The organism is Pirellulales bacterium, from assembly GCA_019694455.1.
GTDB lineage: Bacteria > Planctomycetota > Planctomycetia > Pirellulales > JAEUIK01 > JAIBBY01.
The window spans coordinates 18,492-32,636 of the sequence record JAIBBY010000004.1; the positions used below are offsets into that span (position 1 = coordinate 18,492).

The window sequence follows — 14,145 nt, forward strand, 5'->3', positions numbered from 1 at the left end:
CAGCAAGGTTTGTCCGGCTAAGGAGATTCCATGGCGCCCCAGCCTTTGAGGACCATTCGCTGATGCCCGAGCCGGTCGCCTACATCAATGGACGCTGGACACCGCAGCGCGACGCCGCCGTTCCGCTGTGGGACGCGGGATTCGTACTTGGCGCGACGGTCAGCGAGCAACTGCGGACCTTTGGCGGGAGACTGTTTCGCCGGGATGCCCATCTCAACCGACTTGCCAGATCGCTGGCCGTGGTGGGTCTGGCGTCGGCAATGAAACCAAGCGAGATCGCAGCGGTCGCGGACGAAATCATCGCCCGGAACTGGCCATTGCTTCCGTCCGGCGGCGACCTCGGGCTAGCAATACTCATCACTCCGGGCTCGTATGGCAGTTTCGCGCCGGTCACCTCGGGACCGACGGTGATACTCCACACTTACCCCTTGGCGTTTGCCAACTGGGCTGATCGCTACGAAACCGGCGAGCGGTTGGTGACCACCAGAGTCCAGCAAATAGCGGCCGACTGTTGGCCGCGCGAACTCAAGTGCCGTAGCCGGATGCATTATTACTTGGCCGATCGTGAGGCCGCGGCCATCGAACCGGGCGCCCGCGCGCTGTTGACTGACCCAGCCGGCAACGTGCTGGAAACCGCCACTGCCAACATTCTGGCCAGCTTTGGCGACGGCGCGTTGGTGTCGCCCCCAACGGCCGACATCCTGCCTGGCATCACCCGTCAGGTGGCGCGCGAACTGGCGGCGGACCTTGGCATTGCGTGGCGGGAGCGGCCGATTCGGCTGGACGAGTTGGCCAGCGCTCAAGAGGTGCTGCTCACGAGCACGCCAACCTGCGTGTTGCCGGTGGTCGGCCTCAACGACGCCGCGATTGGCGCGGGCCGCCCGGGCCCGATCTACCGGCGCGTGCTGGCGGCGTTTGCTGAGTTCGTCGGACTCGATATCGCCAGCCAGGCCAGTAAGTTCCGCGACGAGTTGCCATCGCAATGACGGACACCATCGATATTCCAGCCGCAACGCCGTGCGACGACTGTGATCCGCGCCGCCGCTGGCGCGTGCTGATCTTGCTGGCGGGGCTGGCGCTGCCGCAGATTTTGCTCTATGGGCAGTCGTTGTTGGGCCTCAAGGTGCTGTTGCCGCTGGACAACTTGAAGCTGACAGCAACCTATCTGCCGGTTCCACTCGAGTGGCAACCCTACTATCCGTCGAACATGACCTTGATCGATGTCGCTATCGTGCTTGAGCCATGGCGGCGGTTCGCCGTGTCGGAGGTACGCTCTGGCCGATTGCCTTTGTGGAACCCCTATATCTACTGCGGGGCGCCGTTTCTGGCGGCCAATCAGAGCGCGCTGTTCTCGCCGTTTCGCGTGCTCGACTATCTCTTTCCTGGCACGCTGATCATCGCCTGGACGCAGCTCATCAAATCGATCATTGCCGGCGTGGGCGTGTATCTCTTCTTGCGCCGCACGCTGTCGGTGCGCTTTTGGGCCGCCGCTTTCGGCGCGTGGGCGTTTCCGCTCACTGGTTTCATGGTTCAGTGGCAGGGCTATCCCATCAGCCAGGTGATTGCTTGGTTGCCTTGGTCGATGTTGGCGGTGTATCTCACGGTGCGCCGCCCCACCGGTTGGGGCGGTCCGTTGTTGGCCGCGACCACATTGCTGCTCTTGGTCAGCGGGCATGCTGCCACCGCCGCGCAAACGATGATCGGCTGCGGGCTGTACGCCGTATGGCTGCTGGTTGCCAATCACAGCGGGCGATTTTGGTCGCTTGGAGCGCTAGGGGCGATGCTCGTGATGGCGGCCGGATGGGTTGTGGGCATAGTGGCTTCGGCCGCACAAACTTTGCCCACGGCCGAATACATGACCCAAAGCGTGCGCATCGATTCACGTTTGGTGGGGCACCGTGAGACCCCTCCCTTGGGATGGATGGCGCTGCCGCAATTGGTGGCGCCGGATTATTGGGGCTCGGAGCGAGTCAACAGTCGTTTTCTCATCGCCAACGTCAATCGATTGGAGAGCGCCGCGTCGGGCTATGCGGGGCTGATCGCCACGCTTTTGCTCGCGCCTTTGGCGCTGGCCCATCCGCGCTGGCGGCGTCAGGCTTGGTTCTGGCTGGCGCTGGCGCTCTTCGCGGCCGGGCAGACATTGAATGTGCCGCTGCTGAATCAGCTTTATGAACAATTTCCGTTGAACATGCTACGCAACAACCGGCTCGTTTTTCTCACGGGCTGGTCGTTCGTCGTGCTAGCCGTGCTGGGGCTCGATTGCCTGCTCACGGCGCCCCCGCGTCCGCGCTGGCAGTGGACGATTCCCACCGCCGCGCTGTTGGTGTTGATTTTGCTCACCGTGCGATTCTTGTTCGCGCCGCCCACCATGGTCGTCGAAGCCGAAGGTTCGCCGGTGTTTGGCTGGTTCATTCGCGCCTGGCTGGGTGTCATCTTCCTGGCGGTTGTTGCCCTATGTCTGTGGTGGATGTTGTGGGGAGGTGTGAAACTGCAAACACGACATGTCGTCACAATCGGGATCTTTGCCATTGCCGAGTTGTTGTGGAACGCGATTGGCATCAATCCGCAGTGCGATCCCGCGCTCTACTACCCCAAGTTGGGGTTCATCGACGCAATGCAAAGCCGCGGTCCGGGGCGCGTCTGCGGCTACTCGTGCGTGGCGCCCGACATTTTGATGCAGTGGCGACTTTCGGACATACGGGGCTACGACGGTGTTGATCCCAAGCTGTATGTCGACCTGTTGGATTGCTTTGCCCGGCAGCATCCTCAAAAAGCCGCGCCGTATGCCGCCCTGTTCATGTTGCGGCCGCAGGCGTCGCCCGTGCTCGACATGCTCAATCTGCGGTATATCGTCGCGCGTGGCCGGCCTTCCGACGACCGCGTGCCGATCTACGAAAACCATGACGAAGACTACCACGTGATGGAATGCGCCAACTGCCTGCCGCGCGCTTATGTGCCAACCGCGACCAAGGTCGCTATTGATCGCGACGCGCGTCTGAACGCGCTGGCCGACCCCAACTTCGATCCGCGCGCCGTCGCGCTGGTTGAGACGCCCTTGAAGCTGTTAGCACCAGCCCAAGGCAGCGCCGAGATCGTGCAGGAAACCCCCAACGAGTTGACCCTTCGCTATTCCATGCAGACCGAGGGGCTGGTGGTGCTATCCGACTGTTGGGATGCGGGCTGGCGGGCCTGGGTCGATGGCCGCGAGACCACGGTGCTACGCGTCAACCACGCGCTGCGCGGCGTGGTGGCGCCAGCCGGCGAGGGGAAGATCGTCTACCGCTATGAGCCCGCCAGCTTCTATCGCGGCCTGCGCGCCTCGGCCGCCGGACTCGGCGCGCTCGTGGTATGGTGCGCGGCGGTGGCGCTCACGTGGCGAGGCAGGGGGCGAACGACTCCTACCTCGACAATCAGTGCATGAATCTTCAAGTTCTTTGAAAGCTTACACCACCGCCGACGCGTGGATTTCTGATGCTGGCGCGTCAGCGTTACCCCGATAGATGGTTTCGATCCGCGAGCGGTGCATGCCCAGCACCTTGTCGAAGCGGCTGAGTTTCATCCCGTCGATATCGGGGCGCTTGTCGGCCAGGCTTTCGACCATTTGCTTGTCGAACGCGATCTCGCGACCGACGAGCCACTTGAGCGCGGGATCAAAAAGGAACCAATTGCGCCAACCGCCCGCAGGCGACGGCTGAATGAAGGCGAACGTCGCCAACTCGGTTCGCTCAGGCGTGATCGGGTTGAAGAACACATAGTTGCGCCAGCGCGCCCCTTTTGCCGCGCCGGTCTTGGCGTCTTGCCAGTATTGGTCGTAGCAGGTGTACACCGGCGAAAAGCGCGTTGTCCAATCATCCACAAACAGATCGCCCGTGCGGATGCCGAACAAAAACTCGATCGCGGGTGAAATCTTCTTCTGCGGGCCGCTGTTGTAGACGCGCACACTGTCGCTAGTGCTGTCGACGCGGGTTTCGACCTCGGCCATCCGCGTCATTTCGTAACCCAACAGCGCGTGCGTGGTGGGGGTGTGTTCCACTTCGGTGAAATTGTCGAGCACGATCTCCAGCGGCGCTTGCATCTCGTGCCGCAGCGCGCCGACAAAGCGGTAGCCGGCGCCATCGAGTTGAGGAAACTCGGTGCTGGCGCCCGCCGCGCGTAGCCATACCCAGCCATGTCGCACTTGGGTCTCGTAGGCGCGAGCCTGCGCCCGCAGTTTGGGCGTGCCGGGGCTTTCGCCCGCGCCATGACAATCAAACGACCAGCCGTGGTATTGACAGACCAGTTTCCCCTCGCTGACGCTCCCCAGGCTCAGCCGCATGCGGCGGTGTGGGCAGCAGTCGTCGAAGGCGCCAATCGCGCCGCCGGCGCTGCGAAAAACGACGATCTCCCGCCCAGCGAGCATCACGCCGACCGGGCGCTGCGCCAGTCGCGACACGTCGAGCACCGGATGCCAATGATCCCAGACCGCCATAGGGAGTGTCTCATCGAGTGGGATGCGCGAACGCGCGGAGGCGATGTGTGTTATCTTATCCCACGAATGGTTCTGTTTGAAATCGCCCGCCGCCGAGCATCGCGCCATGCAAGACCCCCGCATCGATCGACTGGCTGAAATCCTGATCGACCATAGCTGCCAGCTTGCCCGCGGCGAGAAGTTGTTGATCGAGGCGATCGATTTGCCACAGCCGGCGCTGGTATGCCGGCTGATCGAATTGGCAGCCGAGCGGGGCGCGCTGCCGGTGGTGACGCTCAAGTGCAACGAAGTGTTGCGCAGTCTGTATCGCGCCGGCACGGCCGAGAGCATCGCGCTGGCTGGCCAGCACGAGCGCCAGCGCATGGAGCAGATGGACGCCTATATCGGCATTCGCGGCGCGGCCAACAGCAACCAGTTCGCCGATGTGCCGCTGGCCAAGATGGACCTGTACCAGCAACATTGGTGGCAACCGGTCCACAGCGAAGTGCGCGTGCCCAAGACCAAGTGGGTGGTGCTGCGCTACCCCACCGACAGCATGGCCCAGTCAGCCGGCATGAGCACCAGCGCGTTTGAAGATTTTTACTTCGACGTTTGCACAGCCGACTACGAGCAGATGGCCCGCGATCAAGAGCCGCTCGTGCGGCGCATGCTGGCCGCCAAGCGGGTGCGGATCGTCTCGCCAGGGACCGATTTGACCTTTTCGATTGAAGACATCGATGTGCGCCCCTGCTATGGCCAGCGCAACATCCCCGATGGCGAGGTGTTCACAGCGCCAGTCCGCGACAGCGTCAACGGCGTAATTCGGTACAACACCGAGTCGCGCTATCAAGGCACGGTGTTCAGCGACATCGAGTTTGAGTTTCGCGCGGGCAAGATCGTGCGGGCCACCGCCAACGAGCCGGAGAAGCTGAATCAAATTCTTGATTCCGACGAAGGCGCGCGCTACATCGGCGAGTGGTCAATCGGCTGCAACAACCGCGTGCGGCGCCCCATGCTGGACACGTTGTTCGACGAAAAGATCGGCGGCTCGATCCACCTCACCCCCGGCAACGCCTACGACGAATGCGACAACGGCAACCGTAGCCGCGTCCACTGGGATCTGGTGCTCATTCAAACCCCGGAGTACGGCGGCGGGCAGATTTACTTCGACGACGAGCTGGTTCGCCAGGACGGGCGTTTTGTCCCCGCCGACCTGCACGGCCTGAATCGCGGACTGTGACGATTCTGCCGCCGGCGGCGACGTAAATACAGCGATCGGTTGAAATGAGCCATGGTGGCTCAATTCAACTTTGCCTGGTGCGATGCGTAGCGATCGCGCGGCCTGCCGAATTGTTCAACGGGCGGCTCGCCATGTGTTAAACTTTGCGTATCCCGCCTGCGCTGGGCCGCCTTCTGTAATGGCTGGCGCGTGAGCCGCGCCGGTCGGCGACCAGCCGCACTTTCCCCTTCGATCCGCTACGAATCGCCGCATGCTCTCCGTCCCCGCCACGATCGCGTTTTCCTGGGCCATTCTGGCCGCGCTGGCGATCGCGCTGATCGCGGCCTTCGCGACCCATTATCGGCGCCGCACTGAGTATCGCTGGGCGATCTTTCCGATCTACATCATCAACCTGTTTTACTGCCGAATCGTCTGGCGCACGCGGGTGGTGGGACGCTGGCCTACGGAGGCGCTGCGCGGCGGCGCGGTCATCATTTGCAACCATAAGAGCCCGCTCGATCCGGCGTTCATTCAATTGGTGAACCCCAAGATGGCGCACTGGATGGTGGCGCGCGAGTACAGCCTGCATCCGGCGATGAAGTGGGTCTTCGACTTATTTGGCGTGATCCCAGTCAACCGAGCAGGCACGGACACGGCCGCGACCAAGGCCGCCATTCGCTATGCCGAAAACGGCGAACTGGTGGGACTCTTCCCCGAGGGACGCATCAACGACACCGACGCCGTGCTGCTGCCCGGCCGTCCGGGCGTGGCCATGATTGCGCTGCGTGCGCGAGTGCCCGTGCTGCCGTGTTATTTACATGGCTCACCATACAACGGCACCGAGTGGGGGCAATTCGTGATGCCGGCCAAGGTGACGCTGGTGATCGGCGAGCCGATCGACATCTCGCGTTTTTACGACCAAGAGCCCGACAAGCCGGTGCTTGAAGAGTTGACCAAGATCTTTCTCACCGAGATGGCCAAACTAGCGGGCGTAAAGGACTTTGTGCCAGAGTTGGCGGGTCGTTTCTACAAACCGGGGCACGAAGAGAAACCGGTCGCCGCCGTGGCCGAATAACGGCGTGGCCAAGTGGCGGGCCATGGCGCCGGCCGCTTACAATGCCGCTTCATCCGCTTGCACCATTGTCGCCGGAGACTTCCGATGTTGATGTATCGTGTATTGGCTTTTGTCGCGCTGCTTGAGTTCTCCGCCACGCTCGTCGCCGCCGACGAAGGCTTTGTGCCGCTGTTCGATGGCGAGTCGCTCGCCGGCTGGCAGGGAGACGCGCAGCTTTGGAGCGTCGCAGATGGCGCCATTGTCGGCACGACCGACAACAAACAGATCACCAAGAACACCTTTCTGGCTACCGAAAAGAACTACGACAACTTTGTCTTGAAGCTCAAGTTCAAGATGCGAAACGGCAACTCCGGCGCGCAGTTCCGCAGCAAGTCGCTGCCCGAGCATGTCGTGCAGGGCTACCAGGCCGACATCGCAGACAACCAATTCATGGGCATTCTCTACGAGGAAGGCGGGCGCGGGATTCTTGTCAACGTTCAGCCCGAGGCGGTCAAGCCGCACATCAAGGCCGACGACTGGAATGAATACGTCATCACGGCCGACGGTCCGCACATTACCCAGGTGCTCAACGGTTACACCACCGTCGACTACACCGAAAAGAGCGACGTGGGCGCGAAGTCGGGCGTCATCGCCTTGCAACTGCACGTGGGCCCCAAGATGCGCGTGCAGTTCAAAGACGTAGAAATCAAAGAGTTGCCGTAGCGACGAGTCGCCCGAGCGCTTGCATGCGCTCGCGCAGTTTGACTTCGACTGAGGCCGCAGTGTCTCCGTCGGCAAGCAGCGTTGTCACGGGCCAGCCCGCTTGGATGACGCTTCCAGCGTGTGGCACGTCGGCCACCTGAGGCTGCCAAGGATCGTCGTTCATCGCCAGCAATCGCTCGACCAACGCGTGGGTGACGGTGAAGCCTTGCGCGGCAAAGGCAATGGCCTTGCCGCTCGACTCCGAGGCACGACCGTCTGCTGGTCGGTTGCCATAACCCGCTTGCACCTCTTCCGGGCAGTGCGCCACTGTCTTCGGTTGTGTGCTTTCGAATCCCCCTCGCCCCCGCGCGGCAGGGGGAGAGGGTGGCCGCAGGCCGGGTGAGGGGGCATTCACGCAACCCTCCACACAGGCCGCGACATGCGCGCCGATCATCGACACACCTTGCGCGCGCTCCAGCACTTCGGCCGACGCCGAATAGCGGGGGTTCACCTCGACGGGCCAAACCTCGCCAGCGCGAATGATGGCATCGACCCCAAACAGGCCGATTAAATCGAACTCCGCGGCCAAGCAATGGCCGATCCGCGTGAATTGGTCACGCAGCGCATCGTCGATTGGCAAGGGGCCGATCGATCCGCAATAGCGAAATGGCGTCCCGGACCAATCTGGCCTGTCGACCGCTGCGGCCCCCACGCAACACCAGTTTGCTCCCACGAGTTGGCGCGTGACTCCGAGCAGACGGGCCGTGCCTCCTGCAGCCAAGTAGACAGCCGAAGCGTTTTGGCCGTCGATCCACCTTTGATAATAGTTCCCCTCGCCCGCGTGTGACGGCGACGAGACCGAGTGACCGCCGGCGGGTTGAGGTGGCCAGCCGCGCCATCGATGCACCTGGTTTCCACCGCTCGACGCAAATGCCTTGCACAACCATTCACCATTGGACGGCGCGTCGCGTGGGTCGCTGCACGTCTCCGGATACCGTAGGCCTGCGTTCGTCAGAGCCCGGCGAACTTGAAACGGGTCGCGAACCCTTTTCAGCACGACGCCGCGGTTGCCCAGGAGCGGACGTTCGCCTGCGATGCGATCGACGATCGCCGGGCGATTTTCCAATCCGCCCGTGTAGAGCCAGCCGCAGGAGGGAAAGCGGCGGGCGGCGGCAACCAGTCCCGCCGGATAGTCTTCGACGCAGGTTGCCTCGGCAATGGCAGCTAGGTCGAGATCTTCGAATAAGTCGGCCGCATAAACAACAAAGCCCGCGCGACGGGCCGAGATGGCCGCCGCGCGGGCGCTGGCTCCCAGGATCAGAATCGAATCGGGCATGGGGCGAATTATCGCCCGTTTGCTGAAATTCGCCAATTGGCCGTTATTGCAGGAACTGGATGCACCAGTAGACCGAGCCATTCGACGCCGTATACGCCGCGGCGCCCACGCGACTGTAACTGGCGTTGAGCATGTTGGCACGATGCCCTGGCGAATTCATCCAAGACTGCACCGCCTCGCCAGTCGACTGCTGACCCATGGCGATGTTCTCCGCCACGGGGGCTGAAGTGTGCTGCAGATTGTGTGAACGTGTCATCCAGGCGGCGTGCCGGCGCGCCGAGCGCAGCAAATGCCAGTCGATTCGCAGCGGGCGCAGACCATGCCGCGCGCGAACCGCATTAGTCTTGTCGATCAATCCTTGTTCCACCGAGTGAAGAGCCGGCGCGGCGGGCGCCGGAGTGGCCGATTTGGCATCGGGAGCGTTGGCTAGCACGCTGGCTAGCACAAGACTTGCAAGCATGGGACCTCCTCAATTGCAAGCAGGGAAAGAAATTAGGAACCAACGGGGGGCGTTCGTAGGCTGCGTCCGTGTGAGGTAGCCGACGATGGGGTTGGTTGCCCGGCGAGCGGTTCCGTCGCTCACCACAGGTGGGGCTCTGCATAAAATACAGAGAGTTTACGGGCAGGTCGGCTAACATAACCGACCAGGCGATTGCCGCAAGGGGCCGGCGGTTATTGATTCAGCGCCTGATGCGAGTAACCCTTTGAACCGCTTGAATTTGTGCCGGTGTTTGATATCGTCGGTGGCCGCCCCTAGTTGAGCGCAAAGCGCGGCTCGCGGGCCGATTCACTTCGATGATCATAGGCGGATTGCAGCCTTCACGCACGGGAGAAGCACTATGTCGATGTACGTTGGAGAAGCACTGGTTGGCGACGGCAACGAGATCGCCCATATCGATCTCTTGATTGGCAACAAGGAGGGGCCGGTCGGCGTGGCGTTCGCCAACGCGCTGGCTCGTCAGAGCGAAGGGCACTCCAATCTGCTGGCGGTGCTTACCCCGAATCTGGCGGTCAAACCGTCTACGGTCATGATCACCAAAGTCACCATCAAAGGCATGCGTCAGGCGGTGCAAATGTTCGGCCCAGCGCAGGCAGCGGTCGCCAAGGCGGTGGCCGACTCGGTGGCGGACAACGTCATTCCCAAGGACAAGGCTGAAGACTTGGTGATTGTCTGCGGCGTGTTCATTCACCCAGGCGCCGAGGACAACAAGAAGATTTACCAGTACAACTACCAGGCCACCAAGGACGCCATTAGCAACGCGATGCGCGGCAAGCCGACGGTTGACGAGATGATCGCCGGCAAGGACAAGGCCGATCATCCGTTCAAGGGATTTTAGTGCTCGAAGTTGGCCACGCTGCCGGCCGAGGGTAAGTCCTCGGCCGGCGCATTTGTACCTGGCGGCAACGATGGGCAAGCCGAAGATTCTGGTTCAACTCGACACCGATCCACTGGCCAGCGTCTTCGACGGCGTGGTGGCGGTCGACGCCGGCGTCGACCATCTCTTTGCCCGATCGGGCGTGACAGCCGACAATGTCCGCGACCAGGTGTTTGGCGCCATCTTCACGCGCGGACCCGAGGATCTGCGGCACACTGCAATCTTCATCGGGGGCTCGAACGTCGCGGCTGGCGAGACGCTATTGGCCGAGATTCGCCGCGCGTTTTTCGGCCCCATGCGGGTCTCGGCGATGATCGACTCGAATGGCGCCAACACCACGGCCGCCGCCGCCGTGCTTGCCGCCGGCAGGCATGTTGATCTCGCTTCGACCAGCGCGCTGGTGCTGGGGGGGACGGGTCCGGTCGGCCAGCGCGTGGCGCGCTTGTTGGCTCGCGAGGGCACGCAGGTTCGTGTTGGTTCGCGCGATGTCGCTCGCGCTCAAGTGGTCGTCGATCAGTTAACCACCGCGATTCCCGGCGCCCGACTTGCCGCAGTCGCCGCGAGCAATAGCGCTGCCGCACTGGCGGCGCGCGGCGGCGCGCTGTTGGTGATCGCCGCCGGCGCCGCCGGCGCTGAACTGCTTGGCGCGGCCGATCGCGCCCTGGCGAAGTCGCTGGAAGTCGCCATCGACTTGAATGCTGTTCCGCCGGTGGGACTGGCGGGCATCGAGTCGACCGACTACGCCAAAACGCGCGACGGCGTGGTCGCTTACGGCGCTATTGGCATCGGCCGCACGAAAATGAAGATTCACAAGCGGGCTGTACAAGCGCTCTTCGACGCCAACAACCTGGTGCTCGACGCCGAGGAGATTTTCGCCATCGGCCGCGAACTGGAATAAGCGGCGCCGCGCTCGCCGTGTCTCAAGGCGATCTGCCGTGTTTCCTCTACCTCCTCACCAACAGCTCGCCGCAATCAGCAAATGGCCGGTGGTGGGAGAGCGCTCGTCGGTCGATGCCGACGGGCAGTGGACTGTGGACGTCGCTGGGCTGGTGGAGCGGCCACAGACTTTCACCCTGGCTCAATTGGCGGCGCTGCCGTGGCAAGACCTGGTGACCGACATTCACTGCGTCACCCGCTGGTCGAAGCGGGCAATGCGGTTTGGCGGAGTGCCGCTAGCCGACGTGCTCGATCGCTGCGGGGCGCTGCCCGAGGCGCGATTCGTGTCGTTCGTGGCGCGCACCGAGCGACGGCATAGCACATCGCTCCCTTTGGCGCAGGCGCTTGCGCTGGGCACGCTATTGGCCATGCAGCACGAAGACAGGCCGATTGCCGCCGAACATGGCGGACCGGTTCGCACGATCGCGCCGGGACGCTACTTCTACAAGAGCTTGAAGTGGCTCGCCCGGATCGAGCTATTGAGCGAAGATCGCCTGGGCTATTGGGAGGCCGAGGCCGGCTATCACAACGTGGCCGACCCCTGGCGCGAAGAGCGCTTCATCGCCTCCTTGCTCACGCGACAAGACGCCGCGCGGCTGCTCTCGACCCGCGATGTCTCGGGTCGCGAATTGTTGGGTTTGTCCGCCGCGGGACTGGCGCTGCCCGGACTGGCGGCTCGACAAGCGATCTTGCGAAACGCCGACTTTAGCGGTTGTGATCTTGCCGGGGCCGACTTCACGGGCGCGAACCTTTCGGGCTCACGCTTCGTGGATGCCCAATTGCGGGGCGCGACATTCGCCAACTCGCAACTCGAAGGGGTCGATTTCGCCAGCGCCGATCTCACGGGCTGTAACTTGGCGGGCGCTTCGCTCCTGGGCGCCAGTTTCGGCGACGAGGACCGGCCTGCGCGGCTCGATCGCACGACGCGCTTTGGCCACGGCGCGCTCGACGACCTGGCGCCGACACAACAAGCATTGGTGCGCGCTAGGACCGTTCCAGATTGATGTCGCGCGGGCTCTCTCGGTAGGTCCGGTCGGCGAGATAACTCTCGTAGTGCTGCTCGATTTCGTGTGCAAACTCCTCGTCCTTGTCAAAGCGCGCTCGTTCCATCGCCTTGCGGGCAAAGTGTCGCGCCTGATCAAAGTCTCCCACTTCCGCGTAGGCGGCGGCCAGCGTGTCGAGCGCCAAGGCGTTGCGGCTGTGCGTGTTCTCGACCGCGAATTTTGCCAGTCGCACCGCCTCGGGGCCGTTGCGCAGGTCGGGCTCGGGGTTGAGCGAATACACGCGACTGAGCACCACCGAGAGATAGGCATCGAGCGGATTGTGCTTGAGCGCCAATTGGATGTTCTTCACCGCCTCGCGCACATTGCCTTGGCGCAGTTCCATCAAGGCCAAGGTGCCCACAAAGTCGTAGTTCTCCGGACTGAGCCGCCGCGCCTTTAACAAGTACTCGCGGGCTTTGTCGAAGTCGTCGAGTTTGATGTAGGTGCGGCCCACCTCCCAATACATTTTGGCGGTTTCGTGCCCTTCTTCGGCGGCGGTCAAAAAGTCGTGAATGGCGAGCTTGGGTTCTCCTTCGCCGCGCAAGAGCAATCCGCGATTATGACGTGCCAGACCGTTGTTTGGCGCAAACTTGAGCGCCATGGTCAGGTTGTGCAGCGCGTGCTCCACATTTTCCTTGCCGGGCGTTGCTACCAGCATCCAGCCAGTGGCGCGCCCGACGTAGGCGGGGTAGTTGCGCCGCGTGACCTCGATCGAGTGCGAAAAAAGCGTGATCGTGTCCTTCCAGTAGCCCACCTGCCAATAGGTGAGCACCGACAGCCAAGCCAGCCAAGCGACGCATCCCGCCGCCAGCGCCGGCGTCAAGCGCGGGAACCGCCGCGCCACGTCGCGCAGACTGTAGGCCACGCCAATGAAGATGCCGATCAGTGGAATGTAGCTGTAGCGATCGGCCATCGATTGGCTGCCCACCTGCACCAGGCCGATTACCGGGATCAAAGTGCCGAGATACCAGAGCCAGCCCACCAGCCAATAGGGGTAGCGTTGCCGCAGCGCCACGATGACGCTGGTGACCAGCACCAGTCCCACGCCCCCCATGAAGGCTTGGAAAAAGGTGAGCGGCCGCGCGTCGATCGGATATGGCACCGCCAGCCCTACCGGCCAGATCGTTTTGGCGATGTAGGCATTGTACGACATGAGCACGTTCACCACTCGGGCGTCGAGCGGCAGCAAGTCTAGCCGCGCCACCGCCTCTTGCGAACCTTGCGCCAGCAGCGTGATGACCGCGAACAGCCCAATGAGCGCGAAGAACGGGATCTTTTCCCAGCACAAATGGCGAACTCGCCGCCAAAAGTCTGGCGCAAGCAGCGCATCGACCTCGAAGCGCGCTAGCGGCCAATAATCCAACAGCAACAGCACAAAGGGCAGCGTCACCACCATCGGTTTGGACAACAAGCCCAGCGTCAGCAGCACGCACGCGGCCAAGTACCAGCGATGCGATTGCCGGCGCGCCGGGCTGCGCACATAGCTTACATAGGCATGCATGGTCGCCAGCCAGAAGAAGGTGCTCAGCACATCCTTGCGTTCGGAAGCCCAGGCCACCGACTCGACATGCAGCGGATGGCAGCAAAAGAGCGCCGCCACCAGAGCGCTCGCCCAGATCGAACTGGTGATCCGCTGCAATAACCAAAACAACAAGAGCGTGTCGAGGCCATGCCAGATCACCGAAACCAAATGGTGCCACGGCGCCACGCCGCCAAACAGCTCGTAATCGAGCATGTGCGAAAGCATCGTCAACGGGTGCCAGTTGGCGGCCACGACATAAGTGGGCGAAAACGCCGTGACCAAATTGCTCCAGGTCAAACCCTGCTGCACCTCCGGATTGCGAAACAGGTAAAGGTGATCGTCGTATTGGATGAACTCGTGGTTATCCCAGAACGTGCGCCCATACAGGCCGCAAGTGAGCGCGACCAGCGCAAGGCAAATGATTGTCCCCCAGAGGGCGTTATGATGGCCGTGAGGGCGCGAAGCGCTTCGCGCTGCCGTTCCCGTAAGTTGTGGGTTCTGGTGCATGCG

At 62.7% G+C, this 14,145-nt stretch carries 12 protein-coding genes; 8 read left to right on the forward strand and 4 right to left on the reverse strand.

The features are described from left to right. Positions 1 to 62: 62 nt before the first annotated feature. Together K1X71_03060 and K1X71_03065 are read left to right on the forward strand one after the other, a co-directional pair. Complete coding sequence (locus tag K1X71_03060; GenBank protein MBX7072103.1) at positions 63 to 986, forward strand: aminotransferase class IV; 924 nt, start codon at positions 63 to 65, stop codon at positions 984 to 986. Continuing rightward, positions 983 to 3,421, forward strand: coding sequence for a hypothetical protein (locus K1X71_03065; GenBank protein MBX7072104.1), 2,439 nt, complete (start codon positions 983 to 985; stop codon positions 3,419 to 3,421). The genes K1X71_03060 and K1X71_03065 overlap by 4 nt, the downstream gene beginning before the upstream one ends. A gap of 21 nt (positions 3,422 to 3,442) precedes the next feature. Here K1X71_03065 and K1X71_03070 read toward each other — a convergent pair whose 3' ends face one another. Next, entirely contained in the window at positions 3,443 to 4,468 is a 1,026-nt protein-coding gene (locus K1X71_03070) for a Rieske 2Fe-2S domain-containing protein (GenBank protein MBX7072105.1), read from the reverse strand. A 106-nt stretch (positions 4,469 to 4,574) separates the two neighbouring features. On the opposite strand from K1X71_03070, the gene K1X71_03075 reads away from it, so the two are divergent. The 3 genes from K1X71_03075 to K1X71_03085 all read left to right on the forward strand — a co-directional run bounded on the left by K1X71_03075 (position 4,575) and on the right by K1X71_03085 (position 7,443). Then, the gene (locus K1X71_03075; protein ID MBX7072106.1) at positions 4,575 to 5,687 is read left to right on the forward strand and encodes an aminopeptidase; all 1,113 of its coding nucleotides are present in this window, start codon (positions 4,575 to 4,577) and stop codon (positions 5,685 to 5,687) included. A 250-nt stretch (positions 5,688 to 5,937) separates the two neighbouring features. After that, positions 5,938 to 6,741: a 1-acyl-sn-glycerol-3-phosphate acyltransferase gene (locus K1X71_03080; GenBank protein MBX7072107.1), complete on the forward strand. Its 804-nt coding sequence runs from the start codon at positions 5,938 to 5,940 to the stop codon at positions 6,739 to 6,741. Between the two features lie 90 nt (positions 6,742 to 6,831). Continuing rightward, positions 6,832 to 7,443, forward strand: a complete 612-nt coding sequence (locus K1X71_03085) for a DUF1080 domain-containing protein (GenBank protein ID MBX7072108.1) — start codon at positions 6,832 to 6,834, stop codon at positions 7,441 to 7,443. Here the strand turns inward: K1X71_03085 and K1X71_03090 are convergent. Together K1X71_03090 and K1X71_03095 are read right to left on the reverse strand one after the other, a co-directional pair. Continuing rightward, positions 7,427 to 8,758: an ATP-grasp domain-containing protein gene (locus K1X71_03090; GenBank protein MBX7072109.1), complete on the reverse strand. Its 1,332-nt coding sequence runs from the start codon at positions 8,756 to 8,758 to the stop codon at positions 7,427 to 7,429. The genes K1X71_03085 and K1X71_03090 overlap by 17 nt on opposite strands. Before the next feature lie 43 nt (positions 8,759 to 8,801). Continuing rightward, positions 8,802 to 9,218: a CAP domain-containing protein gene (locus K1X71_03095; GenBank protein MBX7072110.1), complete on the reverse strand. Its 417-nt coding sequence runs from the start codon at positions 9,216 to 9,218 to the stop codon at positions 8,802 to 8,804. 379 nt (positions 9,219 to 9,597) lie between these two features. On the opposite strand from K1X71_03095, the gene fae reads away from it, so the two are divergent. From fae to K1X71_03110, 3 genes are all read left to right on the forward strand, one after another. Next, positions 9,598 to 10,095 (forward strand): formaldehyde-activating enzyme, encoded by a 498-nt coding sequence (gene fae, locus K1X71_03100; GenBank protein ID MBX7072111.1) that lies wholly within the window; start codon positions 9,598 to 9,600, stop codon positions 10,093 to 10,095. Between the two features lie 70 nt (positions 10,096 to 10,165). After that, positions 10,166 to 11,032 (forward strand): bifunctional NADP-dependent methylenetetrahydromethanopterin dehydrogenase/methylenetetrahydrofolate dehydrogenase, encoded by an 867-nt coding sequence (locus K1X71_03105; protein MBX7072112.1) that lies wholly within the window; start codon positions 10,166 to 10,168, stop codon positions 11,030 to 11,032. A 37-nt stretch (positions 11,033 to 11,069) separates the two neighbouring features. Then, the gene (locus tag K1X71_03110; protein ID MBX7072113.1) at positions 11,070 to 12,074 is read left to right on the forward strand and encodes a molybdopterin-dependent oxidoreductase; all 1,005 of its coding nucleotides are present in this window, start codon (positions 11,070 to 11,072) and stop codon (positions 12,072 to 12,074) included. On the opposite strand, the gene K1X71_03115 is transcribed toward K1X71_03110, so the two are convergent. After that, on the reverse strand, positions 12,055 to 14,142 hold the full coding sequence (locus tag K1X71_03115) for a tetratricopeptide repeat protein (GenBank protein MBX7072114.1): 2,088 nt from the start codon (positions 14,140 to 14,142) through the stop codon (positions 12,055 to 12,057). The two genes, K1X71_03110 and K1X71_03115, sit on opposite strands and share 20 nt — an antisense overlap. Positions 14,143 to 14,145: the final 3 nt, after the last annotated feature.